General features: G+C 35.0%; 19 protein-coding genes. 18 read left to right on the top strand and 1 reads right to left on the bottom strand.

The window, feature by feature from the left end; genetic code table 11:
* Window positions 1-73: 73 nt before the first annotated feature.
* From KCG49_RS07670 to KCG49_RS07585, 18 genes are all read left to right on the top strand, one after another.
* Window positions 74-613 carry a YceD family protein gene (locus KCG49_RS07670; protein ID WP_218545604.1) on the top strand — a complete coding sequence of 180 codons (540 nt, stop codon included), beginning with the start codon at window positions 74-76 and terminating at the stop codon, window positions 611-613.
* An 8-nt stretch (window positions 614-621) separates the two neighbouring features.
* Window positions 622-825, top strand: coding sequence for a 50S ribosomal protein L32 (rpmF, locus tag KCG49_RS07665; RefSeq protein ID WP_218545603.1), 204 nt, complete (start codon window positions 622-624; stop codon window positions 823-825).
* 179 nt (window positions 826-1,004) lie between these two features.
* Window positions 1,005-2,003 (top strand): beta-ketoacyl-ACP synthase III, encoded by a 999-nt coding sequence (locus KCG49_RS07660; protein WP_218545602.1) that lies wholly within the window; start codon window positions 1,005-1,007, stop codon window positions 2,001-2,003.
* A gap of 29 nt (window positions 2,004-2,032) precedes the next feature.
* Window positions 2,033-2,512 (top strand): acetyl-CoA carboxylase biotin carboxyl carrier protein, encoded by a 480-nt coding sequence (accB, locus tag KCG49_RS07655; RefSeq protein WP_218545601.1) that lies wholly within the window; start codon window positions 2,033-2,035, stop codon window positions 2,510-2,512.
* Window positions 2,513-2,595: 83 nt separating this feature from the next.
* Window positions 2,596-3,948, top strand: a complete 1,353-nt coding sequence (gene accC, locus KCG49_RS07650) for an acetyl-CoA carboxylase biotin carboxylase subunit (RefSeq protein ID WP_218545600.1) — start codon at window positions 2,596-2,598, stop codon at window positions 3,946-3,948.
* Between the two features lie 178 nt (window positions 3,949-4,126).
* Complete coding sequence (locus tag KCG49_RS07645) at window positions 4,127-6,367, top strand: zinc-dependent metalloprotease (RefSeq protein WP_218545599.1); 2,241 nt, start codon at window positions 4,127-4,129, stop codon at window positions 6,365-6,367.
* 145 nt (window positions 6,368-6,512) lie between these two features.
* Window positions 6,513-7,628 carry an NAD(P)/FAD-dependent oxidoreductase gene (locus KCG49_RS07640; RefSeq protein WP_218545598.1) on the top strand — a complete coding sequence of 372 codons (1,116 nt, stop codon included), beginning with the start codon at window positions 6,513-6,515 and terminating at the stop codon, window positions 7,626-7,628.
* Window positions 7,625-8,080, top strand: a complete 456-nt coding sequence (locus KCG49_RS07635) for a GreA/GreB family elongation factor (protein WP_218545597.1) — start codon at window positions 7,625-7,627, stop codon at window positions 8,078-8,080. Before KCG49_RS07640 ends, KCG49_RS07635 begins: the two co-directional genes overlap by 4 nt.
* Before the next feature lie 65 nt (window positions 8,081-8,145).
* Window positions 8,146-8,658: a YceI family protein gene (locus KCG49_RS07630; RefSeq protein WP_218545596.1), complete on the top strand. Its 513-nt coding sequence runs from the start codon at window positions 8,146-8,148 to the stop codon at window positions 8,656-8,658.
* Window positions 8,658-9,797: an NAD(P)/FAD-dependent oxidoreductase gene (locus KCG49_RS07625; RefSeq protein ID WP_218545595.1), complete on the top strand. Its 1,140-nt coding sequence runs from the start codon at window positions 8,658-8,660 to the stop codon at window positions 9,795-9,797. Before KCG49_RS07630 ends, KCG49_RS07625 begins: the two co-directional genes overlap by 1 nt.
* A 25-nt stretch (window positions 9,798-9,822) precedes the next feature.
* Window positions 9,823-10,539, top strand: coding sequence for a methyltransferase domain-containing protein (locus tag KCG49_RS07620; protein WP_218545594.1), 717 nt, complete (start codon window positions 9,823-9,825; stop codon window positions 10,537-10,539).
* A gap of 91 nt (window positions 10,540-10,630) precedes the next feature.
* Entirely contained in the window at window positions 10,631-11,683 is a 1,053-nt protein-coding gene (locus KCG49_RS07615; RefSeq protein ID WP_218545593.1) for a type III polyketide synthase, read from the top strand.
* A gap of 2 nt (window positions 11,684-11,685) precedes the next feature.
* On the top strand, window positions 11,686-12,480 hold the full coding sequence (locus KCG49_RS07610) for an SDR family oxidoreductase (RefSeq protein ID WP_218545592.1): 795 nt from the start codon (window positions 11,686-11,688) through the stop codon (window positions 12,478-12,480).
* 84 nt (window positions 12,481-12,564) lie between these two features.
* A complete protein-coding gene (locus KCG49_RS07605) occupies window positions 12,565-13,002 on the top strand; it encodes a 3-hydroxyacyl-ACP dehydratase FabZ family protein (RefSeq protein ID WP_218545591.1) in 438 nt (145 codons plus the stop codon).
* Between the two features lie 157 nt (window positions 13,003-13,159).
* On the top strand, window positions 13,160-14,434 hold the full coding sequence (locus KCG49_RS07600) for a beta-ketoacyl-[acyl-carrier-protein] synthase family protein (RefSeq protein WP_218545590.1): 1,275 nt from the start codon (window positions 13,160-13,162) through the stop codon (window positions 14,432-14,434).
* A 181-nt stretch (window positions 14,435-14,615) separates the two neighbouring features.
* Window positions 14,616-14,867: an acyl carrier protein gene (locus KCG49_RS07595; protein ID WP_218545589.1), complete on the top strand. Its 252-nt coding sequence runs from the start codon at window positions 14,616-14,618 to the stop codon at window positions 14,865-14,867.
* Window positions 14,867-15,433, top strand: a complete 567-nt coding sequence (locus tag KCG49_RS07590; RefSeq protein WP_218545588.1) for a 4'-phosphopantetheinyl transferase superfamily protein — start codon at window positions 14,867-14,869, stop codon at window positions 15,431-15,433. Before KCG49_RS07595 ends, KCG49_RS07590 begins: the two co-directional genes overlap by 1 nt.
* A gap of 18 nt (window positions 15,434-15,451) precedes the next feature.
* On the top strand, window positions 15,452-17,704 hold the full coding sequence (locus KCG49_RS07585) for an efflux RND transporter permease subunit (RefSeq protein WP_218545587.1): 2,253 nt from the start codon (window positions 15,452-15,454) through the stop codon (window positions 17,702-17,704).
* On the opposite strand, the gene KCG49_RS07580 is transcribed toward KCG49_RS07585, so the two are convergent.
* Window positions 17,705-18,616: an ABC transporter ATP-binding protein gene (locus KCG49_RS07580; protein WP_218545586.1), complete on the bottom strand. Its 912-nt coding sequence runs from the start codon at window positions 18,614-18,616 to the stop codon at window positions 17,705-17,707.
* Window positions 18,617-18,643 lie beyond the last annotated feature (27 nt).

Below are 18,643 nucleotides of genomic sequence, written 5' to 3'. Positions count from 1 at the left end.
ACAAATTTTGTTAATATCTAAGCGTTAAATAACTAAAAATTTATATATTTGCAGGCTCAAAATGAGTGTGGTAATGAAGGCATTAAAAGAATTTACAATCCCTTTTGTTGGATTAAAAGAAGGAGGACACAATTTTGAATTTGATATAAACAATACGTTCTTTAATACTTTTGAATATGAAGAGTTTAATAAAGCTGATGTAAAAATCAATTTAAAACTCATTAAGAAAGCGACATTATTAGAATTATATTTCTCAGCATCAGGTTATGTAAATGTAAATTGCGACCTTACCAATGAGCCTTATAACCAACAAATTGAAGACGAATTTAAGTTGGTCGTTAAATTTGGTTCAGAGTATAATGATGATAATGAAGACATATTGATTATACCGCATGGCGAATACGAAATTAATGTAGCCCAGTATATTTATGAGCTTATTGTATTGGCAGTGCCCGTAAAACGTGTGCACCCAGGTATTGAAGACGGAACGTTGCAATCAGATATACTTTCAAAATTGGAAGAACTAAGTCCAAATGAGGACAAAAAAACAAAATCATCAGAGGATATTGATCCTCGTTGGAATAATTTAAAAAAACTATTAACGGATAAATAACATTTAAAATGGCACATCCAAAACGTAAAATATCAAAAACAAGAAGAGATAAAAGAAGAACACATTATAAGGCTTCTGTACCTCAAATAGCAACTTGCCCAACTACTGGTGAGCCACACTTATACCATAGAGCACACTGGCACGAAGGTAAATTGTATTACAGAGGTCAAGTTTTAATCGACAACTCTACTGAAGAAGAAAATTTAGCATAGGTATTATGCACGCATATAATAAAACGCTCACTTGTGAGCGTTTTTTTTGTTATTATTTTCTCAATAAGGCAAAAACTGCTTAATTTGCATTATTATTTGCCAAAAACTGCCGAAAATTGATTAAAAACGCTTAATTTTTGTCATTTTTCAATACTTTTAATTTAATATAAAAGCTAATAATGAGTAAAATCACAGCGGCAATAACAGCTGTAGGAGGTTATCTCCCAGATTTTGTACTTTCAAACAAAATCCTTGAGACCATGGTAGATACCAATGACGAGTGGATAACTACGCGTACTGGAATTAAAGAACGCAGGATTCTTAAAGAAGAAGGAAAAGGCACTTCATTTTTGGCCATAAAAGCTGCAGAAGATTTAATTCAAAAAACAGGATTAGATCCCAAAGAAATAGATTTAGTTATAGTATCCACTGCAACACCAGATATGAAAGCTGCTTCAACTTCTGCCTACACAGCAACTCAGATAGGAGCGGTTAATGCATTCTCTTATGACTTAGAGGCAGCATGTTCAAGTTTTCTTTTTGGTATGTCAACAGCAGCAGCTTATATTGAATCTGGGCGTTACAAAAAAGTACTTTTAATAGGAGCAGATAAAAACTCATCGTTTATTGATTATAAGGATAGAGCTACCTGTATCATTTTTGGGGATGGAGCAGGAGCTGTTCTATTTGAACCAAATGAAGAAGGCTTAGGGCTACAAGATGAATTGTTGAGAAGTAATGGTGCTGGGCGAGAATTTTTGCAAGCTCCATACGGCGGATCATCTTATCCAATAAATGAAAATACTTTTAAGGAAGGGAAGCATTATGTTTTTCAAGATGGAAAAACAGTTTTTAAAAATGCGGTTTTTAATATGGCAGATGTTGCAGAGCGTATTTTAAAACGAAATAACTTAACCAATAATGATGTATCTTGGCTAGCGGCACATCAAGCCAATAAACGAATTATTGATGCTACAGCTAACAGAATTAACTTAGAAGAAGAAAAGGTGATGATGAATATTCAGAAATATGGCAACACCACTTCTGCAACCTTACCATTATTGTTAAACGATTACGAATCTCAACTTAAAAAAGGAGATAATATTATATTTGCCGCCTTTGGTGGTGGATTTACCTGGGGCTCAATTTATTTTAAATGGGCGTATAACCCAAATTAAAAACTAACTAACAAAAATATCTAAATACTATGGATTTAAAAGAAATTCAGAACTTAATAAAGTTTGTTGCCAAGTCTGGCGCAAGCGAAGTTAAGTTAGAAATGGATGATGTTAAAATTACAATTAGAACGGGTTCTGATAACGACACAACCATTGTGCAGCAAGTACCAATGCATGCTGCACCTGTAGTGCAACAACAAGCACCAGCGCCAGCGGCACCAGCGGCACCTGCTGAACAGGCTCCTGTACCAGCAAATGACGATTCAAAATATGTCACTATAAAATCACCAATTATAGGAACATTTTATCGTAAACCATCACCAGACAAACCTGTTTTTGTTGAGGTTGGCACAGATATAAAAGAAGGAGATGTACTTTGCGTTATCGAAGCAATGAAATTATTCAACGAGATCGAATCTGAGGTTTCAGGAAAAATCGTAAAAGTTTTAGTAGATGACTCCTCTCCAGTTGAATTTGACCAACCTTTATTTTTGGTTGATCCATCATAACAATTGAAAATTCCAATCTACAAATCCCAAAACCCAATTATTGGAATTTGGTGCTTGGAAGTTGAATTTTTAAAAGAAAAGTTATGTTTAAAAAAATACTAATTGCCAATAGAGGTGAGATAGCACTACGTGTTATAAGAACCTGTAAAGAAATGGGCATCAAGACCGTTGCTGTATATTCTACTGCGGATGCAGATAGTTTACACGTAAAGTTTGCAGACGAAGCGGTTTGTATTGGTCCAGCTCCGAGTAGCGAATCGTATTTGAAAATATCAAATATAATTGCAGCAGCAGAAATTACCAACGCTGATGGGATACATCCAGGTTATGGATTTTTGTCTGAAAATGCAAAGTTCTCTAAAATCTGTGAAGAGCATGGTATAAAGTTCATTGGTGCATCTGAAGAAATGATTGCAAAAATGGGTGATAAAGCCACAGCAAAAGCAACGATGAAAGCAGCTGGCGTACCGTGTGTTCCTGGGAGTGAGGGTATCATAGCAGATTTTGAAGACTGTAAAAAAATTGCCAAAGAAACAGGTTACCCTGTAATGCTTAAAGCTACTGCTGGTGGAGGTGGAAAAGGTATGCGTGCCGTTTGGAAACCCGAAGATTTAAAAGACGCTTGGGATTCCGCAAGGCAAGAATCTAAAGCGGCTTTTGGTAATGACGATATGTACATGGAAAAGCTAATTGAAGAACCGAGGCATATCGAAATTCAAGTTGTTGGTGATTCTCGTGGTAAGGCATGTCATCTATCAGAGAGGGATTGCTCCGTACAACGTCGTCATCAGAAATTAACGGAAGAAGTGCCATCACCATTTATGACAAGTAGGTTGAGGACTAAAATGGGCAAGGCAGCAGTTAAAGCAGCTGAATATATTAAATATGAAGGAGCCGGAACTGTTGAGTTTCTGGTAGATAAACACAGAAACTTCTACTTTATGGAGATGAATACGCGTATACAAGTGGAGCATCCCATAACAGAACAGGTTATTGATTTTGATCTTATTAGAGAACAGATATTGGTTGCTGCAGGTGTGCCAATTTCAGGTAAAAATTATACGCCTAATCTACATTCCATAGAGTGTAGAATTAATGCTGAAGATCCTTTCAATGATTTTAGACCTTCACCTGGGAAAATCACTACGCTTCATGCTCCGGGTGGACATGGTGTGCGTTTAGATACTCATGTTTATGCTGGCTATAGCATTCCGCCAAATTATGATTCTATGATTGCAAAACTGATTACTACTGCCCAAACTAGGGAAGAAGCAATCAACAAGATGAAACGTGCTTTAGATGAATTTGTTATAGAGGGCATAAAAACGACAATTCCATTTCATAGGCAATTGATGGAGCATCCAGATTATTTAGCAGGCAACTATACTACTAAATTCATGGAAGATTTTAAGATAAAAGAAGAAACAGATAATTAGAAAGAGCGGCCCATAAGCCGCTCTTTTGGTATTTAAATTTTGTTTTTCTCTTTTTTTTTGAAATGAAGTGAAATTTACTACGACTAAATTTATTATTTGTATCAGCCCTAAAACTCTGTCATTTTTGTAAAGTCTTAAGATAACGCTACCTTTGAGAGTCAACTAAAAATATAACACTATGAAAAACCATCGCCCTAAGCTATTTTTTAGTTTATTACTAACAGTTTTTTTCTTTTCACTTAATGCACAAGTAAAAAACAGAACTTGGTCAATCGCTAACGCCGATGATTTAAAGAAAGACAACATAACGTTTTATAAAAAGACCCCAAAATATTCTACATTTATAAACATCGATGTCAATCAACTGAACCAGCAATTGGCAAATGTTCCCCAACGCCATTTATCTGGTAAGCATCAAGGTGTAGTGTTACAATTCCCTAATCAATTGGGGAAACCAGAATCCTATTTAGTACAAGAAGCCTCTTTGATGGAGCCTGAGCTTCAAGAACAGTTTCCAGAAATAAGATCATTTGTGGGCAAGGGTATTGACAACCCTACAGCAATAATTAGATTTAGCATATCTCCACAAAAAGGATTTAGCGGTATGGTACTCTCAGATGGTAAAACTGTATTCATAGAACCATACACTGCAGATCTAAAAACATATATTTCATTTATAAATTCAAATGAAGACGGGCCAAGACAAGAATTTATTTGTGAAACAGAATATCAACCATCTAGCTACGACCTTACAGACGAAGAATACACAGCTCAGAGAAATGCTAATGACGGCGTACTAAGAACATATCGTTTAGCTTTGGCATGTACCGTAGAATATGCCCAATTCCATGGTGGAACAGTAGGAAGTGTATTAGCGGCAATGAATACGACTATGAACAGAGTAAATGGCGTTTTTGAAAGAGATCTGGGATTAACTATGGTAATTGTTGCCAATAATCAAAATGTAATTTTTCTTGGACCAGATGTAAATAGTGATCCTTACACCAACGGCAGTGGTATTGCAATGCTTGGGCAGAATCAAGATACTCTTGATGCTGTTAATGGCTTAGGCGACCCAGTATATATTGGTTCAGAGAATTATGATATCGGCCATGTTTTTAGTACTGGTGGTGGTGGAATAGCATCATTGAATTCGCCATGTGTTCCTGGCTCAAAAGCAAGAGGTGTTACAGGTCAGTTCTCACCAGTGGGGGACACCTTCGATATCGATTATGTAGCTCACGAAATGGGTCACCAATATGGAGGTAATCATACTCAAAATAACAATTGCCAACGCTCAGGTGTATCTGTAGAACCAGGAAGTGCTTCAACAATTATGGGCTATGCAGGCATTTGCAATCCAAATGTGCAAAACAATAGTGATGACTATTTTCATGGAGAGAGTATTAGAGAAATGTGGGCAAATATTTCTTCAGGAAATAGTAGTGTCTGTTTTGTAGGTAGTCCTACTAATAATGTAGCACCTGTTGCAAATGCTGGCGCCAACTATACTATTCCAGTATCAACTGCATTTGTATTAAGAGGATCAGCTACAGATGCAGACACAGCATCTGGATTAACGTATTGTTGGGAGCAAACAGACACTACACCTGCTACGATGCCGCCACAATCCACAAATAATAACGGCCCTTTGTTTAGGTCTCTAGACCCGTCAATATCACCTGACCGTTACATGCCACCTTTAGGTACAGTCTTATCTGGCTCATTGGCAACAACTTGGGAAGTGATTCCTTCTGTTGGTAGAACAATGAACTTTTCTCTTACGGTGAGAGATAACGAAGTTGGAGGTGCAGCAACTGGGTCGGATGATATGGTAGTGAACGTTCAAACTTTTTCAACTCCTTTCACTGTAAACACGCCGATATCTTGGCCAGCCAACTCCAGTCAGCAAGTGTCATGGGCTGTTGGTCAGACGGATTCCAGTCCTATAAATTGCCAAACGGTTAATATTTTATTTACTACAAACGGTGGCCTGACTTTTACAACATTGGCATCAGGAGTTCCAAATACAGGAACGGCCACTATAACAGTTCCGAATATAGCCAATACAAGTAATGCTATAATTCTTGTGGAGGCTGCAGATAATATATTCTATGCTGTGTCCGATACTTTTGCAATCACAGACGCTTTATCGGTTGAAGAATATGATATAGATAACCTTAGTATATATCCTAACCCTAACAAAGGAAGTTTCAATATTGGTTTCAATCCTAGATCTGGTGAAAGTATCAGGATTCAGGTTTACGATATTAGAGGGAGAATAATTTATACTAAGGCGTTTGCGACGGTAAGTAGGTTTGATGAGGTTGTAACACTTAGTAATGCGCAGTCGGGTGTATACTTATTAAACGTTTTTGATGGTTCACAAAAAGTGACCAAGAAAATTATAGTAGACTAAATTAAATTCATCCTTTTAAGGAGATTGTCTGAAACGCAAGTTAATGTATCATTGAGCTTTAGGACTGAGCAATTCACACGTTGTAAAATCAAAGTGTTGAAGCTAAAGAAAGAACTATATTTCTTAGACCATTCCTTTTTATTATATGAAATTATCATATTGGGAAATAAAAACCTGGTTATCTAACATTGACTTCACAGTAGTAGGAAGTGGAATAGTAGGTCTTAATTGCGCATTACAGTTAAAAGAGCGATTTCCAAAATCCAAGATCCTGATTCTTGAAAAAGGAATACTACCTCAAGGCGCAAGTACTAAAAATGCTGGCTTTGCCTGCTTTGGAAGCCTCAGCGAAATTATAGAAGATCTTAAACACCATTCCGAAGGCGAAACCATAGAGCTTATTAAGAAGCGAATTAAAGGTCTAAGATTACTCAGGGAAACCTTAGGGGATAAAGATATAGCTTACCAAGCCCTAGGTGGTTATGAGCTATTCTTAAAGTCCGATAATGAACTTTACAACACTTGTTTGAGTCATCAAGAACGTATTAATAAATTGCTTTATTCAATATTTAATGCCAACGTATTTTCCTTCGAAGAGAACAGGTTTAAGTTTGAAACCATTAAAACTAAAGTAAGTTTTAATCAGTTTGAAGGCCAGATTGATACGGGAAAAATGATGATGACGTTGCTACAAAAGGTTCAGAAAGCAGGCGTAAAAATACTTAACAACTGTACTGTTAAAGGGTTTTCTGACAATAGAGATTCAATAAAAATTGAAACCGACCAATTTGAATTTTCCACTTCAAAACTCTTAATTGCCACAAACGGATTTGCTTCAAACCTTATTGAAGAGCCAGTAAAACCTGCTAGAGCCCAAGTCTTAATTACTAAACCAATCAAAAATCTACATATTGAAGGCACTTTTCATTTAGATAAAGGATATTATTATTTTAGAAATATTGATAACCGTATTCTATTAGGTGGAGGACGACAATTGGACTTTAAAACTGAGGAAACTTCTGAGTTTGGACAGACTAAGATCATTCAAGATAAACTAGAAGACCTTTTAAAAACAACGATTTTACCAAAGACAGAATTTGAAATTGACCAGCGTTGGTCTGGCATAATGGGTGTGGGTCAGCAAAAAAAACCAATAGTAAAACAGCTTAGCGAAAACGTATATTGTGGTGTGCGTTTAGGTGGAATGGGAGTTGCCATTGGTAGTTTGGTCGGTAAGGAATTGGCAGATTTGCTAGAATGAAAACAGTATTAAAACAAGAATTATATCACAACTGTAAAATGTTTATCGATAATCGTTTATTAACGGTTAAAAATAGTATTACAGATATAGAGCAAAGCTTGCAATCTGAAACCAAAAGTAGTGCTGGTGATAAACACGAAACAGGAAGAGCGATGCTACAATTAGAACGGGAAAAAGCTGGCCAGCAACTCGCAGAAATCCAAAAACAATATCAATTATTAAATAGAATAAAACCTGAGATTGCGCAAAGCACTATAGCTCTGGGAGCTGTAGTTTACACGACACAATCTAACTATTTTATAGGCGTAAGTGCAGGAGAAATTATCATAGATGAGCAACACTTCTTTGCGGTCTCACCAGCAACTCCTATAGGCAAGCTGTTAATGTCTAAAAGCGAAGGAGATAGTTTTCAATTTAGGCAACAAGATATTAGAATTTTAAAGGTTTTATAGAAAAACGTTAAATCGTTTTAAAGTGTTTTGGTTGTGCAGTAACTTAACAGAGTAATTTTTATATAATGCAACGACTTCTAATTCTCTCTATATACATATTGTGTCTTGGAAATTTTTATGCTCAGGATTCTAGCATAGACTTTACCATTAAAAATCTAGGGATTAATGTAGATGGCCATTTTAATGAATTAACGATATCGGCTGATTTTGATATGGAAGGTAAGCTGAATAATATTTCAAGTGCTATCGTTGTATCTTCAATAGAAACAGGAATCGATAGCAGAGATGAACACCTTTTGGAAGAAGACTATTTTTATGTAGAAAAATATCCCAAAATCACTTTAAAAAGCACAGAAATAAAAGCACTAAAAAATGACAATTACGAGGTTACAGCTAATCTTACTATCAAAGGAAAAACCAAACAGATAACCATTCCACTTTCAGTTCAAAAAGTTAACGAAACTTATAAAATCACCTCGTATTTTGAAATTAACCGTAGAGATTTTGATGTTGGAGGCGGTAGTTTTGTAATGAGTAAAACGGTGAAAATCAATGTTACCCATTATAAAGAACTGTAATGAAACAACACTTTGATGTTATAATAATTGGCGGAGGCTTAGCAGGACTGACAAATGCTATCCACTTGTCAAAATATAATATTGAAGTCTTACTTATTGAAAAAAATAGTTATCCCAGGCACAAGGTCTGTGGCGAATATGTCTCAAACGAGATACTATCTTATTTAAATTTTTTGGGTTTTAACCCTTTGGAATTTGGAGCAACAACCATTTCAAAATTTGAATTAACGACACATAACAACAAGAAGATTAAAGCCAAATTACCATTAGGCGGATTCGGTATGAGCCGATACGAAATGGACTTTCAACTCTACCAGTTGGCATTAAAAGAAGGAGCTGAAGTTATTCAAGACAAAGTAGTTGATATAGTATTTCAGGGGAATCAATTTAAAATTCAGACCAAATCAAAGAAAAACTATATTTCAAAAATTGCAATTGGTGCTTTTGGAAAACGATCAAATTTAGACATTAAGTTTCAGAGATCATTTATTACCAAAAGGTCGCCATACTTAGGCGTAAAAATTCATGTATCTGGGAATTTTCCTGAAGATAAGGTTGCGCTTCACAACTTTAAAGGAGGTTACTGTGGTGTATCCAAAGTAGAGAATGGACATATAAATCTGTGTTATATTACCAACTACGAAGCATTTAAAACCTATAAGGATATTGATACTTTTCAAGAGGAAGTCATCTTTAAAAATTTAGATTTAAAGGAGATATTTCAAAAGTCTAATCTAGAATTTGAAAAGCCATTAACCATAAGTCAGATTTCGTTTGAAACCAAGAACCCAATAGAGAACCATATGATAATGTGTGGTGACTCAGCCGGGATGATTCATCCGCTTTGTGGAAATGGCATGGGTATGGCTATACGAAGTGCACAATTAGCATCAGACCTTATTATTGATTATCTTCAAGGAAAAATTTCTACGAGAAAAGAACTGGAAAAATTATACTCTAAAAAGTGGAAAAAAACATTTAGCATGCGTCTAAAAGTTGGTCACACCATTGCTTATTTATTCCGACAAGATTGGCTAGCACCAAAATTGCTCGTAGTTTTAACATGGTTGCCTTTTTTGGTGCCGTTGATTATAAAAATGACGCATGGAAAAACAATGGTTACTAAAAACAAGGCCTGACATCTGTCAAGGTCTATAACACAAAATGAGCTTTTTTATAGACACAACACATAGAAGTAACGAAACAGAACTTATGGACGATTTTTCCATGAAGGGCGAATTGCTTCGTGATACTTTAGATAAGCTGGGCAAAATCAACAAATGGCTAGGTGGAAATTATGTGACATTAGATGGTCTAAAACAACTACTTAAAAACCAACCTTTGGGTAAAACCTATACAATTATCGACTTAGGTTGTGGTCATGGAGATATATTGAGGCAGATAGCAGATTATGGCAGAAAACACAATTATTTGTTCAATCTCATAGGTATAGATGCCAATCAAGATGCTATTGATTATGCGGTTGAATTGTCTAAAGATTATGATGAGTTGTCATTTAAAAATCTAGATATTTTCTCTAAGGATTTCGAAAATTTAGATTATGATATTGTATTATCAACTTTGTTTTTGCACCATTTTAATAAAGATGAAATCCATATGCTTTTAAAAAAGATAATTTCAAAAGTTAAGGTTGGGATTGTTGTGAATGATTTGCATCGTCATAAAATGGCCTATGGCTTATTTAAATTATTAGGCTTGGTTATTTCAAACCATATGATAGTACAAGATGGATTGACTTCTATCTTAAGAGCATTTAAGCGTAAGGAATTAGAGAACATTTCAAAACAGTTAAACCTTAAATCGCAAATTCATTGGAAATGGGCGTTCCGTTACCAATGGCTAATTTTTAATAAAACTTAATACTCATAATTGCTCCATTGAGGGGATTTTAGGGGTGTTTCTGAAATAACGATTAATAAAAAACAGATTCCTGTTTTCACAGGAAATTAATATGGCAGTAAAAATAACATCAGTTGCTAAGCAACTTCCAAAATATACCAGAGAAACCAAAGCTATTCTGCCCTATGTAGAACTATGGCTCGAAGGCCAAGAAGAACGCTTTAAACGAAAAGTCCTTAAGATATTCGAAAATGCAGCTGTAGATAAACGCTACTCTATAATGGATGCAGAAGAGGTGTTTTTAAAAACGTCTTTTGAAGAAAAAAATGATATTTACATTCGGGAATCCATTAAACTGGCTGAGAAAAGTTTGCTTAAAGCTTTAGGTAAAGCCAATTTAGAGCCAACAGATTTAGATTATATTATTACAGTAAGTTGCACAGGTATAATGATTCCATCTTTAGATGCTTACCTTATAAATCGCCTAAAGTTAAAACAGGATATTGTGCGTTTACCTATTACAGAAATGGGATGCGCAGCAGGTGTTTCGGGAATATTATATGCTAAGAATTTTTTGAAGGCCAACCCTAATAAACGTGCAGTTGTCATTGCTGTAGAATCGCCAACAGCAACATTTCAAATCGATGATTATTCGATGGTAAATATTGTAAGTACAGCTATTTTTGGAGATGGTTGTGCCAGCGTTATTCTATCGTCACACGAAGATGAAGTTGGTCCAGAAATTAAAGACGAAGCTATGTATCATTTTTATGATGCAGAACACATGATGGGATTTAAATTAAAAAATACGGGTTTGCAAATGGTATTGGATCAGTCGGTGCCACAGACCATAGCAGATCACTTTCCGAATATTATCCATCCGTTTTTAGAAAAGAATGGTTTAACAATTGAAGATATTGATCATTTGGTATTTCATCCCGGAGGCAAGAAAATTGTTCAAACGGTTGAAGATTTATTCGGTAATTTAGGTAAGAATATAGATGATACAAAAGAGGTTTTAAGGCTCTACGGAAACATGAGTAGTGCTACGGTACTTTATGTTTTAGAACGGTTTATGGATAAAAACTTACCTAAAGGGGATAAGGGAATTATGCTAAGTTTTGGGCCAGGTTTTTCGGCACAACGAATTTTATTAGAATGGTGAACATGAAAGAGTTTAAAGATAAAAATTATTGGGCTTTAATACTTGGAGGAAGTAGTGGTTTGGGTTTGGCAACAGCAAAAAAGTTAGCCAACCATGGTATGAATATTTGTATTGTTTATCGTAGTCCGCGAATAAAGGAAGAGATTATTAAAAAAGAATTTGAAAAAATTAAAAAAGAAGGAGTTCAGTTTCAATCCTTTAATACCGATGCGTTTAAAGCTGAAAAACGAGCAGAAATTATTGAAGCATTAAAAACGGTTCTGGTTAACTCTGGAAGAATAAAAATAGTGGTACACAGTGTTGCTAAAGGCAATCTAAAACCTATGGTTTCAGACAGAAATCCTGAACTTAAACACGATGATTTTACGCTCACGATACAGGCTATGGGAATTAGTTTATATGATTGGGCCAAAGCTATATTTGAAGCTAAACTGTTTTCTGAAGATGCACGAATTGTAAGTTTTACAAGTGAAGGTAACTCAAAGGCTTGGCAAAATTATGCAGCTGTTTCGGCAGCTAAAGTAACCTTAGAGGCTATTACTAGAAATATTGCTTTGGAGTTTGCACCATACGGCATTAAGGCGAACTGTATACAAGCGGGAGTAACGGACACAGCTTCATTGAGAATGATTCCCGGAAGTGACAAGATTATTGAATATACATTAAACCGAAATCCTAATAAACGCTTAACTACACCAGAAGATGTGGCGAATGTGGTGTATTTATTAAGTAAATATGAAGCCTCTTGGATTACAGGAGCAATTATTCCCGTAGATGGAGGAGAACATTTAAGTTAAATGAAGACCTTTCAGGTTTTTAAAACCTGAAAGGTCTAATAATACTATAATTAAAATTAGATTCTCGATTTAACGGGAAATAAAATGAAAAAAGAAGAAATCATAAATCTTTTACCGTATCAAAATCCATTTCTATTTGTGGATGAGATCGAATCTATTTCAGAAAATGGCGTAATAGGACGTTACACCTTCAAAGAAGATGAAACTTTCTACAAGGGGCACTTTAAAAGCAACCCAATAACGCCAGGTGTTATTCTTACAGAATGTATGGCACAAATTGGCTTGGTTTGTTTGGGTATTTATTTGTTAAGCAATGAGCTTAATGAAAACGTAAATCCACAAATTGCGTTGACGTCTCATCAAATGGATTTTTATTTACCGGTTTTACCTAAAGAGAGAGTCACGGTAATTTCAGAAAAGGAAATGTTTCGTTTTAATAAATTGAAATGTAAAGTAAAAATGCTCAACGAAGAACAAGAATTGGTGGCAAGAGGTGTAATTTCTGGAATGCTGAAAGTGTAAATAGACATGATTAGATTTTGTAATTTAGTTTTAAAGCCAATAAAAGTTCTAGTTGTCATGCTGAGCTTGCCTGTACTGAGCGCAATCGAAGTGTCGAAGTATTGTATAAGCGGATTAAACTAAAAACAATAAGATTTCCACTTTCGTAGAAAATATTATGAAAAGCAGAGTCGTTATAACAGGAATGGGAGTTGTTGCACCAAATGGTGTAGGTATTTCTCAATTCACAGAAGCACTGAAAAAAGGAACATCTGGAATCACATTCCACCAAGAATTAAAAGACCTTAATTTTTCTTGTCAAATAGGCGGTGTTCCAAATATCCCCCATGAATTAAAATCAAACTATTTTACTGATTTACAATTGCGAGGGTTTAATAGCTCTGGGATTTTATACGGCTGTATTGCAGGCGTTGACGCTTGGAAAGACGCTGGTTTTGATGTGAATCCAGAAAGTGATTTAGATTATGATACGGGACTTATTTTCGGAACAGGAACATCTGGTGTTGAAAAATTCAGAGAGGCTATCTATAAACTCGACGATGGTAAGGTAAAGCGTTTAGGCAGTACGGTAGTTTTACAAACCATGGCAAGTGGTGTGAGTGCTTATTTGAGTGGTATGCTCGGTTTGGGCAATCAAGTAACCACAAATTCATCGGCTTGTACAACAGGTACTGAGGGTGTTTTAATGGGATACGACCGAATTAAAAGTGGAAAAGCCAAACGCATGTTAGTGGGCAGTTGTAGTGATCACGGCCCATATGTTTGGGGAGGATTTGATGCCATGCGTGTTATGACCTATAAACACAATGAAAATCCAGAAAAAGGATCACGACCAATGAGTGCATCAGCATCAGGATTTGTTCCCGGTAGTGGTGCAGGAGCTTTGGTTTTAGAATCTTTAGAAAATGCATTAGAGCGTGGGGCAACCATTTATGCTGAGGTTTTAGGAGGTGAAGTTAATTCTGGTGGACAACGCCAAGGTGGCACATTAACCGCACCAAATCCAGAGGCGGTGCAACGATGTATTAAGAATGCTATAAAAAATTCGGAAATAAATTCAAACGAAATCGATGTCATTAATGGCCATCTTACGGCGACCACAAAAGATGCTCTGGAAATTGAAAATTGGACAAAGGCTTTTGGAAGAAAACACAACGATTTCCCGTTTATAAATTCTACAAAATCCTTAGTAGGGCATTGCTTAGCAGCAGCGGGTGCTATTGAGTGCGTGGCTAGTATCATTCAACTCAACGCACAATTTGTTGCACCCAATATAAATTGTGAAGACTTACACTCTGAAATAAAAACTTTGATCGCTTCAGAAAAAATTCCAATACAAAAACTAGACTTAGACTTCAATATTATCGCTAAAGCTAGTTTTGGATTTGGAGATGTTAATGCTTGTGTGGTTTTTAGTAAGTTTAAAGATTAGTTTTTACCGTCACATCGAGTGTTTTCTCTGAAGAATGAAGAAAAATGTATCGAGATGTTTTATTTCGGTATGTTCTCGATACTATTTTCAATTCTTCAAATTAAAAATCACAAGAACTGACGTCTAACCTTTATTTTATTTAAGCGATTTATAGCGTAACTTTACATTTCAAAATTTCGCTATGAACAACGAAGCATTAATTGCCAAATTAAAAGCCATTGTTGCACCTTATATTCAAGATGAGGAAGCTTTCAAAAATTTATCGGAAGACACAGATTTTGTTAAGGATCTAAAAATAAACTCAGCTAATCTTGTGGATATTATATTGGATATTGAGGACGAATTTGATATTCGCTTAGAAAATGAAGATATGGAGCAAATGCTTGATGTAAAATCTGCCATGAACATTGTGACTTCAAAACTTAATAATTAATGGTTGGCAATGACATTGTTGATCTTAAGGAAGCACAAAATGCTTCAAGTTGGCAACGCCCACGATTTTTAGATAAGCTTTTCACGGATATAGAACAAACCTACATCGAAAATTCTAACAATCCCTTTACAACAGTTTGGCGATTATGGAGTATGAAAGAAGCCGCCTATAAACTATTTATACAGCAAAATCCCGATCGGTTTTACAATCCTAAGAAGTTTGAATGCCGTATTGAAAAAAATTCTGGAATCGTAAAGTTTCAAACCTTTCGATGTTATGTTGAAACAAAAATAACGTCAGACTATGTATTATCTGAAGCAAGATGTATTCAAAACAATCTAACCTCAGAAGTTTTGAAGTTTGAAGATAAAAATCAGAAAATGCAAAGTGTGATGTTAAAAAGGATGTTGATGAATGCGCTTTCGGAGACTCTGAAAATACCGAAGACAGCTTTGATATTCAGAGTATCTAAATTAGGCACACCATCGGTGAGTTATAATAATAAAATTATAAATGTTAGCCTTACACATCATGGTAATTATGGTGCTTTTGCATTAGGGGTGTAAAAAGGATATTTAATTTCAATGGATAAGCTTAAAACCATTATAGCAACGATCATCAAATTCAGAATAGCAATCATTACTGTTTTAATAATTGCTATGGGATTTTCGGGTTATCAAACACTAAATAAATTAAGTGTAGATAATTCGCTTGGTATTTGGTTTTTAGAAGACGATCCAAGCTATAAAGCGTATATCGATTTTCAGAAAAACTTTGGATCAGACGAGATTTTTATCGCCATGCTTCCTGTTGAAAATGCTATTGGTGAGACAGAAATAAACAGATTAAAGCAATTACACCAATCTATTGAAGCATTATCTTATGTAAAAACAACGTTTAGTCTAGCAAAAGCCAAATACCCTATTTATGTAAATAATACCATAAAGTTTGATGATCTCTACAATCCAAAGCGTAGTGAAAAAGGTTTAAAGAGTTTATTTTCTAAGCTATCTAACATTACATCACAATTGGTTACCGAGGATTATAAAAATCAGTTTTTTTATATCCAAATGAACCCTACGCCGACCATTGAGGAACAACGGCAAGATATTGCGACTGATATTAAAACCATAATTGATAAGACCTATTCAAATTATTACCTCACTGGCCCACCTGTATTAAACGAAGCCTACAGCAAAGGGATTTACAAAGAAAGTCTAACTTTTGGTATTCTTACGGTATTGGTGATTACAGTACTACTACTTTTCTTGCTACCTAGTAAACGCTATCTACTTATTGCACTGCTCTCAGTCGCAATTCCTGTAAGTTTATTGTTTGGATTAATTACTTCACTGGGATTTGCCCTGAACATGATTTCTATGCTTATACCAACTATTTTAATGGTTTATAGCGTCAGTGATGCGGTACATGTGATTAATATTTATCATAAGGAAGGACTCGCCAACACATCCATCTCAAAGGTAGATTTACTTGCTATTGCTATTAGAAAAAGTCTAACACCATGCTTCTATACCACATTAACTACATTCGTAGGTTACTTTGCTCTGTATCTATCGCCTTTGCCAGCGTTTAAGAACATGGGTGTTTTTACTTGTATTGGTCTAGTGCTGAGCTTTATTTTAGTTTACGTTATTACTGTTATTGGGTTTAGTTTTATGAGCTTGAATTTTGAAAACGCTAAACCAATCTTAAGGCTTAAAACCTATTCACAATCTCATTTTATTGAATGGTTAAACAGATTTACAACCCAATATAGAAACACGCTTATCGTGTCGTTTACAGCTGTGCTTTTATTTGGAATTTATTCAGTATTTCAAGTGAAGATAGATACAAATTCTCGTGATTTATTGGCAGAAGGTAAGGCTAAGCAAGATTTAAGAGCTGTTGAGGTAGAATTGGGAGGCAGCAACCGATTACAACTAAATGTAGCTACAAAAGATGGTGATGTAATTTTGAGTAAAGATGCAATTAGAAAACTTGAGATATTTCAGAATAAGCTAGAAAGTAATCCGTTGATTTCAAATCCAGTTTCTGTTGTTACTATTAAATCCTTTTTGGAAAAGCGAACACCAGTTTTGTTTCAATCTAATGTATCAGAAACCAAACTCAAAAATACATTAGAGGTTGTTGATGCCAGTGAAAACAGTTTTTTTAAATTATTTTCTGAAGATTTATCTACTGCAGGATTTACATTAACCCTTATGGAAATGCGAACCTCTGAGCTAGAGCAGGTTCTTGATGAAATAAAGGAAGCTTTTGAAACTACGTTTGACACAGAGGATTATGAGCTAAAGATTAATGGGTTTGCTGTTGTATTTTCCCAGTTGAACAATTTCATTTTAGAAACGCAATTTAAATCCTTTTTTGCGGCATTTTTTGTTGCATTTTTATGCCTTTGGATTTTTATAAAAAACTTAAAAACAACAGTTTTAGTTCTGATTCCAAATATATTACCACTAGCCATTTTGGCTATTTTTATGAGTCTATTAAATATTCCTCTAGATGTAACTACGGCTATGATTACACCGATTATGCTAGGTATTGCGATGGATGACACCATTCACTTAGTACATAAATATAGACGAAGTAAGTATATTACTGGTTCACCGAAAGAGCGTATGAATAATGCGATGCGATATACTGGTAGTGCTTTGTTTTCTACGACAATCGCTTTGGTTGGTGGATTTTTAATTATTGCCTCTAGCGCAACTCCTTCTGTTAGGGATTTCGGATTATTATGTGCAGTAACGGTTGCTATTGCCTTAATTACCGATATCTTTTATTTGCCTGCTCTTTTGAAACGTTTCGACAAATAACTATTCAATTATTTCAAAGTCAATACTTAAGCCATTGCTTAAGGCTTTATGATGTTCAATAAAAATAGATTCTGAATTGTATTCAGCTTCGATTAACCAAGAATTCCCATTAAAATAGGACTGTTTTACAATCGCTTTAAATTCTGAGTGTTCAACAATTTTCATTTGACAGGCATAATAAATTGAATTATCAATACTATTAAATTCACCAAAAAATGAAGCAATTAATGGTAACTTGGGATTCTTGTATAAGTTTTGAGGCGAATCTTTAGCAATTATTTTTTTATCGTGCAGTACTAACATTTCATCTGCAAAGCCCAGGACATCGTTTTTATCGTGAGTTGCCACTATACATGTAATATTATGTTTTTTGAGATATTTAAAGATACTTCTACGAAGTGATTGTTTTTTAAAATTATCGATATGACTAAAAGGTTCATCCAATAACAAAATTTCGGGTTGCTTGGCTAAAGCTCTCGCTAATGCAACACGTTGTTTTTGTCCTCCGCTTAGATTTTTAACTTTGGTTTTGGCATAAGCTTCGAGTTCTACGACTTTTACCAATTCATCAATACGTTCTTTACGCTTTTTGAGATAAAAACGCGATAGGAATTTGCCAATGTTTTCCTCAACTGTGGTAAAAGGCATTAAATCAAATTCTTGAGTTACATATTTCATAAAATCATAACCAACGACCAAATTGTATTTTGGACCAAGAATTTGAGTGTCTTTCCAAAAAACCTCCCCTTCTTCTAAATCATATTCACCATAAATAAGTTTTAATAAAGTACTTTTTCCAGAACCGCTTTCTCCAATAATTGAAAGATTCTCACCAATATTAACCTTAAAGTTAACGGAGTCTAGAACCTTTACTTTAGAATACCCAAAAGAGACTTGTTTTAAGTGGAGCATAGTTAAATTTTCAACACAAAAATACCA

It is taken from the genome of Winogradskyella luteola (assembly GCF_019203985.1).
Taxonomy (GTDB): domain Bacteria; phylum Bacteroidota; class Bacteroidia; order Flavobacteriales; family Flavobacteriaceae; genus Winogradskyella; species Winogradskyella luteola.
This window is presented reverse-complemented; position numbering and strand designations above follow the sequence as displayed.

Coding starts and splice junctions, on each gene's coding strand:
- KCG49_RS07635 (WP_218545597.1), top strand. CDS start 7,625: ATGAAAACAGTATTAAAACAAGAATTATATCACAACTGTAAAATGTTT.
- accC (WP_218545600.1), top strand. CDS start 2,596: ATGTTTAAAAAAATACTAATTGCCAATAGAGGTGAGATAGCACTACGT.
- KCG49_RS07620 (WP_218545594.1), top strand. CDS start 9,823: ATGAGCTTTTTTATAGACACAACACATAGAAGTAACGAAACAGAACTT.
- KCG49_RS07645 (WP_218545599.1), top strand. CDS start 4,127: ATGAAAAACCATCGCCCTAAGCTATTTTTTAGTTTATTACTAACAGTT.
- KCG49_RS07615 (WP_218545593.1), top strand. CDS start 10,631: ATGGCAGTAAAAATAACATCAGTTGCTAAGCAACTTCCAAAATATACC.
- KCG49_RS07640 (WP_218545598.1), top strand. CDS start 6,513: ATGAAATTATCATATTGGGAAATAAAAACCTGGTTATCTAACATTGAC.
- KCG49_RS07600 (WP_218545590.1), top strand. CDS start 13,160: ATGAAAAGCAGAGTCGTTATAACAGGAATGGGAGTTGTTGCACCAAAT.
- accB (WP_218545601.1), top strand. CDS start 2,033: ATGGATTTAAAAGAAATTCAGAACTTAATAAAGTTTGTTGCCAAGTCT.
- rpmF (WP_218545603.1), top strand. CDS start 622: ATGGCACATCCAAAACGTAAAATATCAAAAACAAGAAGAGATAAAAGA.
- KCG49_RS07605 (WP_218545591.1), top strand. CDS start 12,565: ATGAAAAAAGAAGAAATCATAAATCTTTTACCGTATCAAAATCCATTT.
- KCG49_RS07595 (WP_218545589.1), top strand. CDS start 14,616: ATGAACAACGAAGCATTAATTGCCAAATTAAAAGCCATTGTTGCACCT.
- KCG49_RS07610 (WP_218545592.1), top strand. CDS start 11,686: ATGAAAGAGTTTAAAGATAAAAATTATTGGGCTTTAATACTTGGAGGA.
- KCG49_RS07630 (WP_218545596.1), top strand. CDS start 8,146: ATGCAACGACTTCTAATTCTCTCTATATACATATTGTGTCTTGGAAAT.
- KCG49_RS07660 (WP_218545602.1), top strand. CDS start 1,005: ATGAGTAAAATCACAGCGGCAATAACAGCTGTAGGAGGTTATCTCCCA.
- KCG49_RS07585 (WP_218545587.1), top strand. CDS start 15,452: ATGGATAAGCTTAAAACCATTATAGCAACGATCATCAAATTCAGAATA.
- KCG49_RS07670 (WP_218545604.1), top strand. CDS start 74: ATGAAGGCATTAAAAGAATTTACAATCCCTTTTGTTGGATTAAAAGAA.
- KCG49_RS07580 (WP_218545586.1), bottom strand. CDS start 18,616: ATGCTCCACTTAAAACAAGTCTCTTTTGGGTATTCTAAAGTAAAGGTT.
- KCG49_RS07590 (WP_218545588.1), top strand. CDS start 14,867: ATGGTTGGCAATGACATTGTTGATCTTAAGGAAGCACAAAATGCTTCA.
- KCG49_RS07625 (WP_218545595.1), top strand. CDS start 8,658: ATGAAACAACACTTTGATGTTATAATAATTGGCGGAGGCTTAGCAGGA.